This window comes from Billgrantia zhangzhouensis (genome assembly GCF_021404465.1).
Taxonomy (GTDB): Bacteria; Pseudomonadota; Gammaproteobacteria; order Pseudomonadales; family Halomonadaceae; genus Halomonas; species Halomonas zhangzhouensis.
Genome location: NZ_JABFTT010000001.1, coordinates 151,004 through 169,222 on the forward strand (window position 1 = coordinate 151,004; position 18,219 = coordinate 169,222).

Annotated in this window: 16 protein-coding genes and 1 pseudogene; 11 read left to right on the top strand and 6 right to left on the bottom strand. The window is 61.3% G+C overall.

Annotation, left to right across the window (positions count from 1 at the left end; genetic code table 11):
• Nucleotides 1-6: 6 nt before the first annotated feature.
• The 7 genes from HOP51_RS00705 (at nucleotide 7) to HOP51_RS00735 (ending at nucleotide 8,651) form a co-directional block, all read left to right on the top strand.
• A complete protein-coding gene (locus tag HOP51_RS00705; protein WP_234272032.1) occupies nucleotides 7-843 on the top strand; it encodes a CsgG/HfaB family protein in 837 nt (278 codons plus the stop codon).
• 218 nt (nucleotides 844-1,061) lie between these two features.
• The gene (locus HOP51_RS00710) at nucleotides 1,062-1,550 is read left to right on the top strand and encodes a hypothetical protein (protein ID WP_234272033.1); all 489 of its coding nucleotides are present in this window, start codon (nucleotides 1,062-1,064) and stop codon (nucleotides 1,548-1,550) included.
• A 172-nt stretch (nucleotides 1,551-1,722) separates the two neighbouring features.
• Complete coding sequence (locus HOP51_RS00715) at nucleotides 1,723-2,691, top strand: hypothetical protein (RefSeq protein WP_234272034.1); 969 nt, start codon at nucleotides 1,723-1,725, stop codon at nucleotides 2,689-2,691.
• Between the two features lie 75 nt (nucleotides 2,692-2,766).
• On the top strand, nucleotides 2,767-5,187 hold the full coding sequence (gene pgaA / locus HOP51_RS00720) for a poly-beta-1,6 N-acetyl-D-glucosamine export porin PgaA (protein WP_234272035.1): 2,421 nt from the start codon (nucleotides 2,767-2,769) through the stop codon (nucleotides 5,185-5,187).
• Nucleotides 5,184-7,142, top strand: a complete 1,959-nt coding sequence (gene pgaB / locus HOP51_RS00725; RefSeq protein WP_234272036.1) for a poly-beta-1,6-N-acetyl-D-glucosamine N-deacetylase PgaB — start codon at nucleotides 5,184-5,186, stop codon at nucleotides 7,140-7,142. The genes pgaA and pgaB overlap by 4 nt, the downstream gene beginning before the upstream one ends.
• The gene (gene pgaC, locus HOP51_RS00730) at nucleotides 7,139-8,386 is read left to right on the top strand and encodes a poly-beta-1,6-N-acetyl-D-glucosamine synthase (protein ID WP_234272037.1); all 1,248 of its coding nucleotides are present in this window, start codon (nucleotides 7,139-7,141) and stop codon (nucleotides 8,384-8,386) included. The genes pgaB and pgaC overlap by 4 nt, the downstream gene beginning before the upstream one ends.
• Nucleotides 8,379-8,651 carry a hypothetical protein gene (locus HOP51_RS00735; RefSeq protein ID WP_234272038.1) on the top strand — a complete coding sequence of 91 codons (273 nt, stop codon included), beginning with the start codon at nucleotides 8,379-8,381 and terminating at the stop codon, nucleotides 8,649-8,651. Before pgaC ends, HOP51_RS00735 begins: the two co-directional genes overlap by 8 nt.
• Nucleotides 8,652-8,717: 66 nt before the next feature.
• Here HOP51_RS00735 and HOP51_RS00740 read toward each other — a convergent pair whose 3' ends face one another.
• The 6 genes and pseudogenes from HOP51_RS00740 to HOP51_RS00765 all read right to left on the bottom strand — a co-directional run bounded on the left by HOP51_RS00740 (nucleotide 8,718) and on the right by HOP51_RS00765 (nucleotide 14,918).
• On the bottom strand, nucleotides 8,718-9,098 hold the full coding sequence (locus HOP51_RS00740) for a hypothetical protein (RefSeq protein WP_234272039.1): 381 nt from the start codon (nucleotides 9,096-9,098) through the stop codon (nucleotides 8,718-8,720).
• Between the two features lie 9 nt (nucleotides 9,099-9,107).
• Nucleotides 9,108-10,352, bottom strand: a complete 1,245-nt coding sequence (locus tag HOP51_RS00745; RefSeq protein WP_234272040.1) for an AAA family ATPase — start codon at nucleotides 10,350-10,352, stop codon at nucleotides 9,108-9,110.
• Between the two features lie 28 nt (nucleotides 10,353-10,380).
• On the bottom strand, nucleotides 10,381-11,670 hold the full coding sequence (hemL, locus tag HOP51_RS00750; RefSeq protein WP_234272245.1) for a glutamate-1-semialdehyde 2,1-aminomutase: 1,290 nt from the start codon (nucleotides 11,668-11,670) through the stop codon (nucleotides 10,381-10,383).
• Nucleotides 11,671-11,889: 219 nt separating this feature from the next.
• Nucleotides 11,890-12,651 (bottom strand): annotated as a pseudogene (thiD, locus tag HOP51_RS00755) (bifunctional hydroxymethylpyrimidine kinase/phosphomethylpyrimidine kinase); the annotation flags it as partial.
• Between the two features lie 2 nt (nucleotides 12,652-12,653).
• On the bottom strand, nucleotides 12,654-13,085 hold the full coding sequence (gene hemJ, locus HOP51_RS00760) for a protoporphyrinogen oxidase HemJ (protein WP_234272041.1): 432 nt from the start codon (nucleotides 13,083-13,085) through the stop codon (nucleotides 12,654-12,656).
• 75 nt (nucleotides 13,086-13,160) lie between these two features.
• Complete coding sequence (locus tag HOP51_RS00765) at nucleotides 13,161-14,918, bottom strand: chloride channel protein (RefSeq protein WP_234272042.1); 1,758 nt, start codon at nucleotides 14,916-14,918, stop codon at nucleotides 13,161-13,163.
• Between the two features lie 139 nt (nucleotides 14,919-15,057).
• Here HOP51_RS00765 and argC point away from each other — a divergent pair, with 139 nt between their 5' ends.
• The 4 genes from argC (at nucleotide 15,058) to HOP51_RS00785 (ending at nucleotide 18,213) form a co-directional block, all read left to right on the top strand.
• Nucleotides 15,058-16,092 carry an N-acetyl-gamma-glutamyl-phosphate reductase gene (gene argC / locus HOP51_RS00770; protein WP_234272043.1) on the top strand — a complete coding sequence of 345 codons (1,035 nt, stop codon included), beginning with the start codon at nucleotides 15,058-15,060 and terminating at the stop codon, nucleotides 16,090-16,092.
• Between the two features lie 105 nt (nucleotides 16,093-16,197).
• Nucleotides 16,198-16,551, top strand: a complete 354-nt coding sequence (gene erpA, locus HOP51_RS00775) for an iron-sulfur cluster insertion protein ErpA (RefSeq protein WP_234272044.1) — start codon at nucleotides 16,198-16,200, stop codon at nucleotides 16,549-16,551.
• A 113-nt stretch (nucleotides 16,552-16,664) separates the two neighbouring features.
• A complete protein-coding gene (locus HOP51_RS00780) occupies nucleotides 16,665-17,429 on the top strand; it encodes a transporter substrate-binding domain-containing protein (protein WP_234272045.1) in 765 nt (254 codons plus the stop codon).
• A 112-nt stretch (nucleotides 17,430-17,541) separates the two neighbouring features.
• Nucleotides 17,542-18,213, top strand: coding sequence for an amino acid ABC transporter permease (locus HOP51_RS00785; RefSeq protein WP_159555599.1), 672 nt, complete (start codon nucleotides 17,542-17,544; stop codon nucleotides 18,211-18,213).
• The last annotated feature ends 6 nt before the right edge of the window (nucleotides 18,214-18,219 follow it).

Sequence of the window (18,219 nt, forward strand, 5' to 3'; positions counted from 1 at the left end):
CTGAACATGAAAGCACTCAGAATCGGTTGCTTGTCCGGGCTGATCTTCCTTGGCGGATGCGTCAGCATGGTCACCTCTCCCGAAGGGCTGGAGGGAGCACCGGCTACCCTCGTTCCTCGAGCAGGAACCTATCTCGACCTGACCAGCCTGCCACGCCCAGCGGCTCCGATATTCGCGGCCGTCTATGACTTCAGGGACCAGACCGGCCAGTACCGTCCCCAGCCTGCCAGCACCTTCTCGACAGCGGTGACCCAAGGCGGAGCCGCCATGCTTAGCTCCGCGCTAGCGGATTCGGGCTGGTTCGTGCCGCTGGAGCGAGTCGGGCTGCAGAACCTGCTCACGGAACGGCGCATCATACGCGCGAACCTGGAAAGAAACGGACGCGAACACGAGCTGGGCTCTCTCAACGCGGCCCGTATCCTGATGGAAGGGGGGATCATTGCCTACGACTCCAACATGAAGACGGGCGGCGTAGGTGCCGAGTATTTCGGCATCGGATCGTCCGGTCAGTATCAGGTCGACCAGGTTACCGTCAATCTTCGCGCCGTGGATATTGCCACCGGCGAAGTCCTGGCCAACGTAACCACCAGTAAGACGGTTTATTCCTATGAGGTTCGTGCCGGAGTATATCGTTTCGTCAGTTTTCGTCGCCTACTAGAGGCCGAGGCAGGGTATACGCACAATGAACCCGTACAAATGGCGGTAATGTCGGCCATCGAATCCGCCGTCATACATCTCGTTACGCAAGGAGTCGATCGAGGACTATGGAACCTGGCCAACCCCGGTGATCGCAATCATGAAGTGCTGATGACCTATCGCGAATCTGCTCCGCCCCTGCTGTGAAAACCCAAGAGCTTCAAGGCGCCATATTCTGGCGCCTTTTTTGTTTCATATCACTGAGGACAAAAGGTTTAATTTTTACGTCAGATAAGGTCATTCTTCAGCAGCGTACCAGGGACTAAAAAATCAATACTGAAATTGAAACTTATGAATTATGGAAGAAACTTTCACGCAATCCGACACTGCTGTTACTTAACGTAAAATCCAAAGAATGAGTCGCCATGAAAAACTACGGAATCGTTACACTTGTGATAGGGATGACTCTTCTGGCAAACGCCTCCAAGGCGACCGATCTCATGCCGGGATCTGAGCTCCACCCTGAGCCAGAAGATTCACTTTCTCAACAAAATTCAACGATTTATCAGACTGGCTACGGCAATGATTCCGTCATCGTACAGAGCGGTAGTTACAATAGCGCAAAAATCGTTCAGCAAGGCTCGGCCAATATCGCCAGCGCCAGGCAGTTGGGAACGGCAAATGAAGCTCGGATAGTACAGGCCGGCGCTAAGATGGAAGCTTCGATTCTGCAGAAGGGCCACGGACACGATGCCGAAATCGTGCAGGCCGGATACGGCAAGGAGGCCATCATCAACCAGCATGGCGTATATGGTAGTGCCGAAATTCACCAGTTGGGGACCCATCGTACCAGCCCCATTACTGTTACCCAGTTCTCACGTGGACAGGCCTCCGTGCAGGTCTATCGATATTAAGGCTTAGCTCGTGGCTCACGGGGAAGGTGCAGGAAGCATGACCAACGAAACAGGATGTAGAGACGCTTGAAACCGTAAATGGAAAACGGAAGTGATAGCCTGGCTATCGTTTCTCGAACTCCGCCCTGGAGGCATCGGCTCAACCAGGGATTTCAACGAGAGGGAATGAAAAATGAAGTTCAAGATGACTGTAATGGCAGCGGCTGTTGCCTTCTCAGGTACGGCTCTGGCCAATGGCAACGTATCGAATGTCGACCAGGTAGGTTACGACAACGATGTGAGCGTATCCCAGTACACCCAAGGCTGGGGTGGGAACAATACCTCGGGCGTCAGCCAGGACGGTGTCGGCAACGGTGCGACCGTTCATCAGCAGGGATGGTGGGGCCATAACGTATCGGATATCGAGCAGGAAGGCATGGCCAACAATGCCGACGTCTTTCAGGATGGTACGAACAACAGCGCCGCCGTTACCCAATCCGGCCAGTTCAACACATCCGATAGTCAGCAGATTGGAACGCAAAACGTCCTTCAGGTGAATCAGGAAGGCACCAAAAACAGTGCCTCCACCTACCAGAACGGATGGAACAACTTTGCCGATATCAGTCAGAGCGGCTTTGCCAACAGCTCCGATACGGTACAGGACGGCAGGAACAACATCGCGCAGGTGCGGCAGGATGGGGTCAAGAATGCCTCCGACATCACCCAGTCCGGCATCAACAACTATGCCGACGTCGATCAGGATGGCAGCTTCAACGACTCCACCATCGTACAGGCAGGTACCAGAAACGTTGCCGAAGTCCTTCAGCGAGACATGAAAAACACCGCCGACATCACCCAGGACGGCAAGTACAATACCGCTACTGTCGACCAGAGCAACTTCAACAACGATGCGCTCATCGTGCAGTCCGGCAGCCACAACACCTCCGAGGTGGTACAGAGCGGCTACAACGACCTGGCCGACTCCTTCCAGTCCGGCAATGGTCATTACTCTTCCATCACACAAGCAGCCTCATCCGGCTATCTTGGCGGCCTGATGAGTCTTGCCACCAACACAGCCACCCATGTGCAGATGGGCCACAACAACGCCGCAATCACCTCACAAGTGGGTGGCGCCAACACTGCCAACGTCTATCAGAACTGATAGCGCCCTGTGCCACCGGGCCCCGCGCTGCGGGGCCTTTTTGCGCCCCTTGTCACCGTTCCCGGAATCCGGCCGATGAAACTCACCCCCGCCGCCGTCTTGCTACTGTCGCTCGCATTGTCCCTCGCCGCCCATGGGCAAGCCCCCGTGGAAACGCGCCGCGAGGCCCTGGTGGGGCAAGCCGACGCCGGAGAGTTGTCCACGGCGATCGACGGCCTCGAAGCGTTGTATGCCGAAACCGGCGCCGCTTCGGTGCGTGCCGATCTCATCGCGCTGCTGATCCGGGCCCGGCGTCCCACGGCGGCGCTGGAAGTCTGTCCCGGGTGCCCGATCGATAGCTTGTCCGCCGGTGAGCTGCTCGACCTGGCCGGCGCAGCCCGCGACGCAGGAGAGCCGCGCCGCGCACTGGACTATTTCACGGCCTTGGGCCACCGCCACCCCGAACATGCGGAAGCCTGGCTGGGCCAGGCCCTGGTTTACGTCGACCAGGGCCGCTACGTGCTCGCCGAAAGCACACTGAAGCGCTACGAGATACTTGCCGGTCCCACGCTGGAAGCGATGGAGGCGAGAGGCTATCTGGCCGCCGAAACGAATAATGCCCTGGCCGAACTGCAGGCACGCCAAGCGCTGGTCGAACGCCAGCCGGAGCGCGTCAACGAAATACGCGCGCTCTACCGCCTCGCGGTGGGCCTCGGTGCCAGTGAGCCTGCCCGCGAACTGCTCGAACGCCAGCCCGGCCTATTCAATGCCAGCGACGCGCTATGGCTACATTACTACGAGGGGGTAAACGACATCCGCCTCGGGATTCATGTCGACGATCACCGAAGCATCGAACGGGGCCTTGGCCGGCTCGACCAGGTGCTGGAGTCGGAGGATGTGGACCACGATCTTGGCTTGCTGGCCGAGCGCGACAAGATCGTGGCGCTGGCGCAACTGCGCCGCTTCACCGAAGCCGAGGCAATGAGCCAGCGGCTGCTGCTGCAGTACGGCTCCCTGCCCAACTATGTGCTGCGGGCCAGGGCTCATGCCCTTAGCGGGCTGGGGCGCCCCGAACAAGCCATCCCGATCTACCAGGCCATTCTGCACGACGAGCCGCAGCGGGGCGACGACCTGAGCGATCCTCTCTACGAAGGGCTGTTCTTCAGTTATACGGATGCACGACGCCACCGTGAGGCACAGCGCCTGCTGGAAGCGTGGCGGCACGCCGAGCCTCTCTACCGCAGAGACTTTACCGGCACGACGCAGATCGAGAATCCCAACCTGCAGAAGGTGCTCCTGCTCGACACCATGCTCATGGCCTGGCGCGGTAATGAACGCGAGGCGCGCGCACAGGTCGATGCCTACCTCGCCGAAGCACCTGCCAACCCTTATCTGTGGCAGCTGAGGGGCGATATCAGCCGCTGGCGAGGCTGGCTCGAGCAGGCCCAGGCCGACTACCAGCGTGCCGCATCGCTGCTTGGCCCCGAGCAACGCGACACGGCGCGTCATGGCGAGCTGATCGCCAGGCTCCAGCAAGGCCGTTGGAGGGGCACGGTTGGACAGGTCCGCCATGAACTCGACAGCGCCAAGCCCAGCGTATCGAGGGACAACCTCGAACGAGAGTGGCGGGAGCAGCGCGCAGCGGAGCTAGCCCTCTCCGTGGAGCGCAGCGATGGGCAAGGCGGCGGTAGCACTCAGGCCTCACGGGAATGGCTCAGCGACATCGTGTTCCGCTCGCCACGCGACGACAACGGCTCGCGCTACTATGTGCAGCACCGCCACCAATACGGCACCTTCGAAGAGGAGTCGCTGCGGGCGGGATACGTCATCGCAGGCTATGAATGGAACCTGTTTCCCAGCCAACTGACGCTGTCAGCCGGGCATGGCATGCAGCGCAATGACGAGCCGCATTTCGGCGCCACATTGCGCCACGATTTCACCGATCACCTCGCCGTCACGCTTGGCGCCGAATACAACAGCCTCACCACTCCCCTGCGTGCCCTCAACGACGACGTCCACGCCGACCGTTATCGCGCCGCCGTGTCCTATCGTCATGACGAAAGGCGCACGCTAGGTACGGAGCTGAGCCTGACCGACTTCGACGATGGCAACCTGCGTCGCAGCATCCTCGGCTACTGGCAGGAGAGGCTGTACCAGCGCGACCGCTGGCTGCTCGCCGCAACGGGCTGGATCGGCGGAACGCGCAACGACGACGTGCAGGCCAGCTACTACAACCCCGAGCGCGACACCCACCTCAGCGGGGAGCTGCTGCTCGAGTACGCCCATCCCCTGGGTTACCGCCAAACCTTTACCCAGGGCGTCACGCTCGGTGCCGGTCGCTACTGGCAGCGTGGCGAAGCCAGCGAAGAAACCTGGAGTCTCGGCTATCACCAGCGCTGGGAGTTCCTGCCTAGCGTCTCCCTGGAGTACGGCATTGCCCGGGAGCGGGCCGTGTATGACGGTCAGGCGGAACACGACACGGTACTGACAGGAGCCTTGGTGTGGAGATTCCCATGAGCGCCAGATCGGCCCTTCTCTTCGGTTTGCTGGTCATCGCGAGCCTAATGCAGCCGGCTCTGGCGGCACGGGAGTCTGGCGATTACGTAGTGATCAGCTATCACGACGTGGTCGACCTGAGCGTATCGCCGGGGGTGGCCCTGCTGCCGCAGACGATCACCCGGACCCGCCTCATCGAACACTTCAACCTGATCCGCTCCCGCGGCTACCAGCCCGTTTCGTTCCAACAGGTGCTCGACGCCGAAGCCGGCATTGCTGCGCTGCCCGACAACGCAGTCCTGCTGGTCTTCGACGATGGTTACCGAAGCTTCTACGACATCGTCTACCCATTGCTCAAGCTGTATGGCTATCCCGCGATCACGGCCGTGGTGGGCAGTTGGATCGACGTGCCTGCAACAGGTTGGGTCCCCTACGGCGAAACCCTCCTCGAGCGCGATCGCTTCATGACCCGCGAACAGCTGCGGGCGCTGCACGACGACCCACTGGTCGAGATCGCCTCCCATACCTACGACCTCCACTACGGCCTGATGGGCAACCCGCAAGGCAACCAGCAGGCCGCCGCCGTCACCAGCCGCTGGCAATCCTCCGGCTACGAAAGCGAAGCGGACTATCTGCAGCGCATAAGCAACGACATGCGCAGGGCGAGTCACCAGTTGGAGGAGATTACCGGAACGGCGCCGCGCATCATGGTATGGCCCTATGGCGCCTACAGCCGAGCCACGCTGGACATCGCTGCCGAACATGGCATGCCCAACAGCTTCAGCCTGCTCAGCGAGCCCAACCGGATCGGCCAGGGGACAGCGGTCATGGGCCGCTATCTGATCGACCAGGAAACCAGCCTACAGACCTTCGAGGAGATACTCGGCAATCGCATCTGGGAGCGGGACGAGCTGAGGATCGTCCATGTCGATCTCGACTACGTCTACGATCCCGATCCCATCCAGCAGGAAGCCAACCTGGACCTGTTGGTCGACCGAATCTACCGCTTCGGCGTCACCACGGTCTATTTGCAGGCCTTTGCCGATCCCAACGGCAATGGGGTGGCCGAGGCCCTCTACTTTCCCAACCGCCATCTCCCCATGCGCGCGGACCTGTTCAACCGGGTCGCCTGGCAGTTGAAGAAGCGTGCCAACGTCAAGGTCTATGCCTGGATGCCGGTCCTCGCATTCGACCTGGGTCCAGGCCACGAATACGTGACGGATGCGCGAACCGGACGGGTCGCGAGCGAACATTACCTGCGCCTGTCACCCTATTCCGCAACCAACAGACGCATCATTGGTGAGATCTACCAGGATCTCGGCAGGCTGACCAAGTTCGACGGCCTGCTATTCCATGACGATGCCTATCTCACCGACTACGAAGATGCCGGCGAAGACGCCTTGGAAACCTATGAAACGGCGTGGCACCTGCCCCGCGATATCGACACGATGCGCCGGGACGCAACGCTAATGGACGATTGGACACGCAGGAAAACCGCTTTCCTGACGGATTTCACTCTCGAACTGGCGCAGTCGGCCGACTACTACCGCCAGGCGGACAACAAGCGATTCACGACGTCACGCAATATCTACGCGCTTCCCATCATCGAGCCGCAGAGCCAGGCGTGGTTCGCCCAATCCGCGGAGAATTTCGCCGCCGCCTACGATTATGTGGCGGTCATGGCGATGCCGTATATGGAAGAAGCGGACGACCCTCAGCGCTGGCTACAGGAACTGGCACAGGTCTCCCTGGCGAACGTGCCGGCCGATCAGCTCGTTTTCGAGCTGCAGACCCGAGACTGGCGCGACGCGAGCCCCATACCCAACGAGACCCTGACGAGCTGGATCGACACCATCAAGCATGCCGGCATCCAGCATATCGGCTACTACCCGGACGATTTCCATAACAATCAACCCGACATGAATGCCTTGCGGCCGCACTTTTCCATAGGACGAAGATTTGGAGTGAGCAAATGAACATCATCGACGCGCTCTCCATCTTCACCTTTTCCTACCCTAGCGTCATGGCGACGGTATGGATCTGTGGGGGAATCTATTTCTATCTCCACTGGGAGATAAAACAGCCATGGCCGGACAGTTTTCATTGGGATGCCGAATCTCCCAAGGTCACCATTCTGCTTCCGTGCTATAACGAAGGCGCCAACATAAACGAAACCGTAGGGCATCTGTTCCAGCAGAATTATCCCAACGTCGAAATCATCGCTATCAACGATGGGAGTACCGACGATACGGCAGACAAGCTGGAGGCTTTGAAAACGTTTTCCCAAAGCCTGCGGGTCATTCACCAGCTCAATAGAGGCAAGGCAAGCGCACTCAACCATGGCCTGTCCGAAGCTACAGGAGACATCATCGTAGGGATCGATGGCGATGCCATTCTCGACTACGACGCCATAGGCTACATGGTAAGTCATTTCGTTCAGAGTCCCCATGTCAGCGGCGTTACCGGTAATCCCAGAGTGCGCACACGCTCGACTGCGATTGGCAAGATACAAACGGGAGAGTTCTCCTCTATCATCGGCTTGATCAAGCGGGCCCAGCGAATCTACGGCATGGTCTTTACCATTTCCGGCGTCGTATGCGCCTTCCGTCGCAGCGCCCTCGAGGCCATCGAAGGCTGGAACACCGACATGGTGACGGAAGATATCGACATCAGCTGGCGGCTTCAGCTCGCAGGAGGCCAGGTCAGGTATGAACCGCGGGCCATCTGCTGGGTACTGATGCCGGAAACGCTGCGCGGCCTGTTTCGCCAGCGGCTACGCTGGGCCCAGGGTGGCGCGGAAGTCTTCCTGAGGTACTTTTCGCAAACGGTGAGGTGGAAGAACCGTCGTTTCTGGCCACTACTATTGGAATATATCGTGAGCGTAGCCTGGTGCTACTCCGCGTTCTTCATGATCTGTCTATGGCTGATTGCCCTGTCTTATGCTTCGCCATTGACGGACTACCCCAATCTTCTTTACTCATACTTTGGCGGTGCGCTCATACTGATTGGACTCACCCAGTTCATCGTCAGTTTCACGATAGACAGCAGATACGAGAGGGGAATGTTGCGCTGCGCTTACTGGTGCATTTGGTATCCCCTTGCCTACTGGATGCTGAACATGGCAACGGTGGTCATTGCCTTTCCCAAGGCCCTGAGAAGGCAAAAAGGTAGGTTTGCCACTTGGAAAAGTCCGGACAGAGGAGAAATCTTCCATGAATAAACTCGCTCCCGTCGTCATTCACAACCCCACCAAAAAGAGCCTGGTTTACAAGGCACGGGATGGGCTCATGGTTGCCCTTACCTTCTTTCTATGGGCCGGACTGTTTTTCAAATTCTACCTGACGATCTTCGAAGGAGAGATGCTGGCCCTGAGCATGATCACGGTGACGCTGGCCAAGCTCATCGTCGTGGGGTTCTTCGTGACCTTCCTCATCTTTCACTGCTGGGCGATCTACAACCGCTACCTCTACAACCAAAGCAGATAACGCGCTAGCCAGCCTTTAGGCTGGCCCGAAGGGCAAGCCGCCAGGGAGGGCGGAGCGCAGCAGTTCTTAGCGTACGCGTAGCCTCACCACACTACCCTGCCCGCTGGTACTGGAACGGCTGACGCTCCCTCCCTTGCGAACTTCCACCGTCAAAGCCCCCTCGCGACTCATCTGGCGCACGCTGGCTTCCAGCGCTTCTCCTTCGTAGATACGTTCGATGGGAACGGTTTCTTCCAACTCATGTGTCATCGAGCGATCTGCACCCTCTATCGTCAACGCGGCTTGAAACCTCGTGCCGGGTTCACCATCGAACCGCACCTGAATCGTGTTTGCCGAACCGCCGTGAGATTGATGCGCTTCCATTGACATCCGGTTCTCTCCTGCTGCGCCAAGGCCCGCGCTCATCCCTGCCAGTCCCGCCACAAGAAGCCATAAAGGTCGTTTCATGACGCTCCCTCAGCTGTAGCTCAGACTGACCCGTTTCTCGACCAACAGCGCCAAGGTATCGCCGACATGCTCGGCGGTGGTATCGATTCGCAATAGATGAGGACGCTCCTCGTCGCGGAATTCTTCGAATAGCGCCTGCTGCCGTTCGAGCACGTCAAGGCTCATGACCGGGTTGCTCCCCTGCCGCTTGGCGCGCTTGGCGATACGTGCCCGCAGGGTTTCCTCGTCGGCCTCGAAGCTGACGATGAGCACCGGCAGGCCGCGCGCCTCGCCCTGCTGCCGCAGCAGCTGCCGCTGGACATAGGTCAGGCAAGTGGCATCGATGCAGGTCGGAATGCCGGCGTTGAGCAGCAATCCGGCCAGGCTGGCCAGACGATGATAGGTACGCTCGGTCGTTTCCGCACTGAAGATATCCACAGCCGGATCTTGCACTACCGCCTGTGGAGAAAGTCCGAAGAGGCGCCGCCGCTCGGCATCCGAGCACAGTCTCACGGCGCCTAGCCGCTCGACGATCTCGGCCATGAAGCGGCTCTTGCCGCTGCCGGACACGCCAACACCGATGATCAGCGGAGGAAAGCGAAAATTGGAGACCCGCTCGGCCAGATCGAGATAGCGCCGACATTCGGTCATGATCTCGGCGACCCGAAACGCTGGCTTGCTCTCCGGCTCCCAGTGCTGCAGCGCTCGCCGGGCACCAGCAAGCGATCGGCATACCGCGAACACCGAGATGAGCCGGGTGAGCGCATAATCGCCCGAAAGCCGCAGGTAACGGTCAAGGGCATAATGGGCAAGCCGCGTCTCATCGCGCACGTACAGGCCCACCAGCAGCGATACCAGGTCGAAGCCCGGATCGAGGCAGCGCTTGGCCAGTGGATCCGTGGCTTCGAGATCGAGGGCATTGGCCATCACGAGTCGCTGCCGATCACACAGCGGCATGGCCTGGCGCCCCGCGACCCAGCTCGGGCGCGGTTCGCCGCGCTCTTCGAACCAGGGTTCGAGTCGCAGCATTTCCTGCTCCAGCCAGTCTCTCAGCCGCAACAGGCAGCGCCGATCCTCCTCGCCCGTCAGCCGTGCCTCTAGCGCGCTCACCTCGTCTTCGACCAGCGCGCGCGTGGCGGCCAGGCAAGCCGACGAGGCTACGTAGGGAAGATCGTCGACGAAGGTCCGATGGGACGCCACCAGCGAATCGATCAGTTCATCCACGCCGATGGCGCTCGATGAAGAGGTCGGGCAGGGTGCTGAAGTAGCGTCCATGTTCACTCCCGTTAACGGTTGAGCTTGGTCAAGGCCGACGTACCAGGGCAAAGGCCTTCTCGGCAGCGTCCAGCGTCCATTGAATGTCTTCCGGCGTATGGGCACTAGACATGAAGCCCGCCTCGTACGCGGAGGGTGCCAGGTAGACGCCTTCGTCCAGCATCGCTGCGAAGAAGCGACGGAAGGCATCGGCATCGCAAGCCGTGGCCTGAGCGAAGTTGTCGACCCGGGACTGCCCGGTGAAAAACAATCCGAACATTCCGCCGGCACGCTGGGTGATCATGTCAACGCCGGCGGCATCGGCACGCTCCTGCAGGCCATGGCAGAGCGTCTCGACGCGCTGCGCCAGGGCATCGTGGAAGCCGGGCTCGCGCAGCTTGGTCAACAGCGCGATGCCCGCCGCCATGGCCAGGGGATTGCCCGCAAGCGTCCCTGCCTGGTAAACCGGCCCCAGCGGTGAGATCTGCTCCATGATCTCACGCTTGCCACCGAAGGCACCCACCGGCATGCCGCCACCGACGATCTTACCCAGACAGGTCAGGTCGGGCTCGATGCCGTAATGCGCCTGGGCACCGCCCATGGCCACCCGAAAACCGGTCATCACCTCGTCAAAGATCAGCACACTCCCGTATTCGGTGCAAACTCGGCGCAGGGTTTCGAGGAAGCCGGGCTGCGGTGGGATGCAGTTCATGTTGCCGGCCACCGGCTCGACGATGATGCAGGCGATCTGGCTGCCGATCTCCTCGAAGCAGGCCTCCACTTCGTCGAGATCGTTGTAGGAGAGGGTGATGGTGTGCTCCGCCAGCGCAGCGGGCACGCCGGGCGAGCTGGGCTCGCCGTGGGTCAGGGCGCCGGAGCCGGCCTTGACCAGCAGCGAGTCCGAGTGGCCATGGTAATTGCCCTCGAACTTGACGATCTTGTCACGTCCGGTGAAGCCGCGTGCCAGTCGAATCGCCGACATGGTGGCCTCGGTACCCGAGTTGACCATGCGCACCAGGTCGATCGACGGGATCATGTCGCAGATCAGGTCGGCCATGGTGGTCTCGATCGCCGTCGGGGTGCCGAACGAAAGACCGTTGTCGAGCCGGCTGCGCACGGCACCCAACACATCGGGGTCGGCATGGCCAGTGATCATCGGGCCCCAGGAACCGACGTAATCGACGTAGCGTTTTCCTTCCACGTCGAACAGATAGGCCCCCTGCGCTCGCTCGATGAACACGGGCGGCCGCTGCAACCCCTTGAAGGCGCGCACCGGAGAGTTCACGCCGCCGGGAATATGACGGCAGGCCTGTTCGAAGAGCGTTGCGGATGTGGTCATGTGAGCCTCATTGCGGTCGCGAGTGTGATGGCGTTCCATGGCGGGAGGGACATCGCTTGCCACCTCCATGCTGTGGATAATTTCTTGGATAACCTTGGAGTGTGCGGTGAAGTTCCGGTGATTTTCGCTCATTGAGGGGGGTAGGGTCACGTCCTGCCCGATGCCATGCATCCCCCCCGTCACGGCAAGGCGGCGCGGCAACGATTGTGCCTTGCCCGGCTGCCAAGCGTGCGCCAGCGCCTGCCAGGCAAAGCGCTGGGCTCGCTCGCAGGCAAGCTGCAATGGATCGCCCACCGCCAGACGCGCAGCAAGCGCCGAGGCCAAGGTACAGCCCGAGCCGTGAAAACTCCCTTTCAGCCGCCTCCAGCGCCAGGCGAAGCGTCCGTCGGCGCTGTACAGCGCCAGCTCGACCTCGTCGCCGGGAACGCCGACATCGGGATCGTCACTGCCACTCACCAGTACGGCACGACAACCGAGCGAGAGCAGGCTCCGGGCTCGCTCACAGTCATCCTGGGCTTGCGGATCGGCCAGGCGCGCGAGTTCAAGGCGGTTAGGCGTCATGATATCCACAAAGGGAAGCAGCCGGGCGCGGAAGGCATCGACCAAGGCGGTTGTGGATAACTCCTTGCCGCCTCCTGCCTTGAGTACCGGGTCGACCACCACCGGCACCCCGGGATGCGCCTTGACGATGTCCACCACGGCATCGAGCGTCTCGAGACTAGCCACCAGGCCGACCTTGATCGCCGCCAGACGAAATTCACCGAGCCGCCGAGCCATGTCACCGATCAGATTGGCCGGTACCGGTATCACGCGATGCACGTCACGACAGTCCTGCACCGTCAATGCCGTAGGCACCGTCACTGCCCAACCACCGCAGGCGGCTATCGCCTCGCCATCGGCGGTGAGCCCCGCTCCACCGGTGGGGTCATGGCCAGCCAGCACCAGTACGACCGGGAGTTGTTCGTTCATTTCACTCGCCATGGTCAGAACGGCTTGAGCACGACCAGGATCACGATGACCAGCAAGGCAATCACAGGTAGTTCATTGAACCAGCGGAAGAACACATGAGAGCACTGGCAGCGACCCGCGGCGAACTGCTTTAGATAGACCAGACAGACATGGTGGTAGGCCACCAGCAACACTACCAGCAACAGCTTGACGTGCATCCAGCCCATGCCGAGCCAGTGGGGCATGAGGTAGAGCAGCCAGATCCCGAACGCGATCACGGCGATCATCGATGGGGTCATGATGCCCCGATAGAGTTTGCGTTCCATCACGAGGAAGGTGTCAGCAGCCTGCCGTTCCCCCTTGTCGCGCGCCATGGCATGGTAGACGAACAGGCGCGGCAGATAGAACAGCGCAGCAAACCAGGTCACCACGGACACGATGTGCAGGGCCTTGATCCACAAATACATGCTGGCTCCTCGGGCTGGTTTCTCAAGTAAAGTGGCGATGGCCGTCTGAATCGGCGGTGGCGATCGCGCAGAGAATCATTTCAGCGAATAGTAACGCTCAATGGCGCCGCGGGTGATGATACCCGAAATCCGCTTGTGCTTCGGGCGCCGGCCATACTCCACGTAGAGGGCGTCGACGGCCTGATCGTTGAGCCGCGTGAACGCCTCCGACAGGGTCGCCTGCAAATGAATAGGCGCCATCTCCAGGCGTAGCCCCGGCACTTCCAGCAGATCGATCAATGCCTCCTCGAAAGCGATCTCCTCGAGTTCCTGCTCGTCGATCAGGGCACGGGCCAGATCCGCGGCCTTGAGCGCCAGCGTCGGCTTGTCGTCGGTCGAGCGCAGGATCAGGATCCAGGCCGGCTTGGCATCGAGCAAGGCACGGGCCTGGTCGCGCGTCACCATACGCGGCGTGGTGACGAAACTGCGCTCCATTACCGCCGGTACTGAAACCCGCGAGAGCGCCTGCATCAGCGGCTGCTGCAGCGGATGCAGGCCGTGGCGGGTCATGCTGATGAAGAAACCGTCGCAACGGCACAACTGACGTGCCGTCAACCCCGACACCACCACTGCCAGCATGCCCGGTAGGATGATGTTGGGGTTGTGGGTCAGCTCCAGCAGCGCCATCAGCGCGGCCAGCGGTGCCTGCAGCACGGCCCCCATCATCGCCGCCATGCCGAGCATGGCATAGAAGCCGGGCTCTGAACCCAACTGCGGGAAGAGCCAGGCTCCCACCAGATCCGCCAAAGCTCCAGCGGCGGCACCGACCACCAGCACTGGACCGATGATGCCGATGGGAATGCCGCTGGCCACGGTGATGGCCGTCAGCAACAGCTTGGCCACTACCAGTGCCAGCAGTACGTCCACGGCCAGCTCGCCTGCCAGCGAGGCATCCAGGCTGTCGTAGCCGATGCCCTGCACGGCAGGATACCACCACGCTACCGCCGCGGTGGCTAGCGCCACCAACGCCAGGCGTGCCACCACCGGCAAGCCAGCGATGCGCTCGCTTCTGGCCACGTGGATGAAGAGTCCGGCCAGCAGACCGATGAACAGCGCGGTAATCACGATCCATGGTAAATTCGCCAGCGAACCGAGACTGACGCTAGGCACCTGGAAGGCCGGCTCCGAACCGTAGACCAGCATTGCCACCAGCGCGCCCATGGTGGAAGCCAGGATGACCGGCATGAAGCCGGCGATGGTATACTCCATCATCACCACTTCCATGGCGAAGATGACCCCAGCGATCGGCGTGTTGAACGATGCCGAGATTCCCGCTGCCGTACCGCAGGCCACCAGTACCCGTAAACTGTTGTGAGGCAGGCGCAACTGCTGGCCGAGGCCACTGGCCGCCGCCGCGCCAAGATGGATCGCCGGCCCTTCGCGACCGGCGGAGAGCCCGCCCAGCACCGTGGCCACCCCCACCCACCACTGGTTGATCCAGTTGCGCAGGGGGAAGCGCCCCTGGTGATACGTCAGGCGTTCGATGACATGGCCGACTCCCAACTTTCGGGTCGCCGCTGGCTGGCGCCACAGGAAAATGCCGATCAGGGTCACGGCTACCAGCGGCAGGCTCGAGCGCACCAGCGGCGCCAACCTCTCGAAGGCCTCATGATCGCCGCCGGGCATGAACAAGACTCCACCCAGTTCGAGCAGCAGCCGGAAGGCGACCATTACGGCACCGGTCAGCAGCCCCGACAGCACCCCCAGTACGCAGAGTTGCGGCAGGGCATCGACACTGGCCAGCTTGCGGCGAAAACCTTCCAGACTGAAGGTGGGAAACGAGAGGCGCGGCACGATTCGTTCCTGTGCTGATGATTCCTTGGACGCGATGGCAAGCGGTTGGGTCGCCAGCCTCTCTCTTGTGTATCATATCCGGACAGGGCGGTCCCGTTGACGATCGCCCCTGCCAGACCAACTTCGAAGGAGTCGCGTTGTGATCAAGGTCGGAATCGTCGGCGGTACCGGATACACCGGGGTCGAGCTGCTCAGACTGCTGGCCCAGCATCCCGAGGTCGAGATCGAAGCCATTACCTCGCGTTCGGAAGCCGGCGTTCGCGTCTGCGACATGTACCCTAACCTGCGCGGTCACTACGATACGCTTGCTTTCAGCGAGCCCGACCCCCGCCGCCTGGGCGCCTGCGATGCGGTCTTCTTCGCCACGCCGCACGGTGTCGCCCATGCCCTGGCCGGCGAGCTGCTCGCTCAGGGCACTCGGGTGATCGATCTCTCCGCCGATTTCCGCCTGCGTGATGCCGAAGAGTGGGCTCGCTGGTACGGCCAGCCACATGGCGCCCCGGAACTGCTCGACGAAGCCGTATACGGGCTGCCGGAAATGCATCGCGAGCGCATTCGCCAGGCGCGTCTGATCGCCGTACCCGGCTGCTATCCCACGGCGGTGCAATTGGGACTGCTGCCGCTGCTCGAGGCCGGGCTGATCGACGCCGGGCACATCATTGCCGACTGCAAGTCCGGCGTGACCGGCGCCGGCCGCGGCGCCAAGGTCCCTTCGCTGCTGGCCGAGGCCAGCGAATCGATGAAGGCCTATGGGGCCTCCGGACATCGCCATCTTCCGGAGATCCGCCAAGGCCTGGACGACGCTGCGGGAGGTTCAGTTGCCCTGACCTTCGTGCCGCACCTGACCCCGATGATCCGCGGCATCCATGCTACCCTCTACGGTCGCCTGAAGGGTGAACCGGGCGATCTCCAGGCGCTGTTCGAGCAGCGCTTCGCCGACGAGCCCTTCGTCGACGTGATGCCTGCCGGCAGTCACCCCGAGACCCGCAGCGTCAAGGGCGCCAACGTCTGCCGTCTGGCCGTACACCGCCCCGGCGATGGCGACACCGTGGTGGTACTGTCGGTAATCGACAACCTGGTCAAGGGTGCTTCGGGCCAGGCGATACAGAACCTCAACCTGATGTTCGGACTCGCCGAAAATGCCGGGCTTGCCGCTCCTGCCCTGATGCCCTGATGCCCTGAGGCAAAGAATTCCCATCCCCGGTAATAGTTGACCCTTTTACTGGGGATTAGGGATAATCCCCAGTTACCCATTCATTCAGCTCACGGGAGGAAACCCATGAGCGGCGCACAATCCTTCGTGCCCACTCCCATGATGCTCTCCGAGGCTGCCGGCAAGCGGCTCAAGGCGCTCATCAAGGAAGAAGGCAAACCCGACCTCAAGCTGCGCGTCTATGTGACGGGAGGCGGCTGTTCGGGTTTCCAGTACGGCTTCGACTTTGCCGAATCGGTCGGTGAAGACGATACCCTCATCGAGTTCGGCGAGGTCGCCCTGGTCGTCGACGAACTCTCCTATCAGTACCTCGTCGGTTCCACCGTCGACTACGAAGAGGGGCTGGCCGGTGCCCGCTTCCTGGTCCAGAACCCCAACGCGACGACCACCTGTGGCTGTGGCGCTTCCTTCATGGTGTGATTCTCTAGCTTACACCGCCAGAACAGCACAGAATCGGCCCAACTTGACGCTTCCCTGTAGACTCGCCATGGTTTAAAGGCGTAATGCCACAACAATTCACCATGGGGAAACGTATGAAACGACACGTGAAGACGGCCGCCCTAGTTACCGGCATCACCTGTGGACTGGGTCTTTCCAGCCTGGCTGTCGCCAATGAAACGCTCGACGTGGTCACCGACCCGAGCTTCGTGCCCTTCGAGATGATGGATCAGGAAACTGGCGAGATGGTCGGTTTCGACATGGACATCATTGCCGAGGTAGCCGAGCGGGCCGGCTTCGATTACGAACTGCAGACCATGGACTTCAACGGCATCATTCCCGCCGTCCAAACCGGCAACGTGGATATCGCCATCGCCGGTATCACCATCACCGAGGAGCGCGCCCAGATCGTCGACTTCTCGGATCCCTACTACGACAGCGGCCTGAAGATTCTGGTACGTGCCGACGAGGATGGCGTCGAAGAAATCAGCGACCTCGAGGGCAAGACCATCGCCACCAAGGTCGGCTCCACCAGCTACGACTTCCTTCAGGAAAATCTCGGCGACAGTGCCGATATCACGCCCTACCCCGGCAGCAGCGACATGTACATGGCCCTGCTCGGTGGCAGCGCGGACGCCGTCTTCTACGACGCTCCCAATGTCGCCTACTTCGCCCAGACCCGCGGCGAAGGCCGGACCAAGGTCGTCGGCCCGCTCTACGAGGGCCAGCAATACGGCATCGTCTTCGTCAAGGGCAGCGAATGGGTCGAGCCCGCCAACGAGGCCTTGGCCGCAATGCGCGAGGACGGCACCTACGATGACATCCATGCCAAGTGGTTCGGCGACACCGACGACGAGTGAGTCATACCGCGCATCGATATAGCGGGGCCGGCCGAGCAAGCCCGGCCCCGCCGCGCTGTCCCACTGTCCCGGGCGCTCTTGCCCTGCCAAGTCCCCCGACGGGAGAATCCACGTGGATGTCACCTTCCAATTCGACTGGGAGGCGGCCTTCGCCTCCATTCCCTTCCTGCTGAAAGGGATTCCCTACACCCTGCTGATCTCCTTCGGCGGTCTGGCCATTGGCTTTCTCATCGGCATTCTCTTCGGCCTGCTGCGCATCAGCCCGCTCGTCTGGCTACGGGTACCGGCGATCGCCTATATCGAGATCTTCCGCGGCACCCCGGTACTGGTACAGGTGCTCTTCATCTTCTATGGCCTGCCCCAACTTCTCGGCGGGCCGATCAATGCCCTGGTCGCCGGTATCGCCGCCATCGCGGTGAACTCCGGCGCTTACATCTCGGAGATCGTGCGCGGCGGCGTGCAATCGATCGAGCGTGGCCAGCGCGAGGCCAGCCTGTCGCTAGGGCTATCGCGGGTACAGTCGTTTCGCTACATCATCTGGCCCCAGGCCTTTCGCCGCATGATCCCGCCGCTTGGCAACCAGGGCATTATCAGTATCAAGGACACCTCGCTATTCTCGGTGATCGGGGTCGGCGAGCTGGTCCGCCAGGGCCAGGTCTACATCGCCACCACCTTCAACGCCCTGGAAGTCTACTTGATGGTCGCCCTCCTCTATCTGGCGATAACCCTGAGCCTGTCATTCGCCCTGCGCCTGCTCGAGCGCAAGGGCCTGGTCGGACAATAAGGAGCG

Coding starts and splice junctions, on each gene's coding strand:
- HOP51_RS00705 (WP_234272032.1), top strand. CDS start 7: ATGAAAGCACTCAGAATCGGTTGCTTGTCCGGGCTGATCTTCCTTGGC.
- HOP51_RS00710 (WP_234272033.1), top strand. CDS start 1,062: ATGAAAAACTACGGAATCGTTACACTTGTGATAGGGATGACTCTTCTG.
- HOP51_RS00715 (WP_234272034.1), top strand. CDS start 1,723: ATGAAGTTCAAGATGACTGTAATGGCAGCGGCTGTTGCCTTCTCAGGT.
- pgaA (WP_234272035.1), top strand. CDS start 2,767: ATGAAACTCACCCCCGCCGCCGTCTTGCTACTGTCGCTCGCATTGTCC.
- pgaB (WP_234272036.1), top strand. CDS start 5,184: ATGAGCGCCAGATCGGCCCTTCTCTTCGGTTTGCTGGTCATCGCGAGC.
- pgaC (WP_234272037.1), top strand. CDS start 7,139: ATGAACATCATCGACGCGCTCTCCATCTTCACCTTTTCCTACCCTAGC.
- HOP51_RS00735 (WP_234272038.1), top strand. CDS start 8,379: ATGAATAAACTCGCTCCCGTCGTCATTCACAACCCCACCAAAAAGAGC.
- HOP51_RS00740 (WP_234272039.1), bottom strand. CDS start 9,098: ATGAAACGACCTTTATGGCTTCTTGTGGCGGGACTGGCAGGGATGAGC.
- HOP51_RS00745 (WP_234272040.1), bottom strand. CDS start 10,352: ATGGACGCTACTTCAGCACCCTGCCCGACCTCTTCATCGAGCGCCATC.
- hemL (WP_234272245.1), bottom strand. CDS start 11,670: ATGACCACATCCGCAACGCTCTTCGAACAGGCCTGCCGTCATATTCCC.
- hemJ (WP_234272041.1), bottom strand. CDS start 13,085: ATGTATTTGTGGATCAAGGCCCTGCACATCGTGTCCGTGGTGACCTGG.
- erpA (WP_234272044.1), top strand. CDS start 16,198: ATGAGCGGCGCACAATCCTTCGTGCCCACTCCCATGATGCTCTCCGAG.
- HOP51_RS00780 (WP_234272045.1), top strand. CDS start 16,665: ATGAAACGACACGTGAAGACGGCCGCCCTAGTTACCGGCATCACCTGT.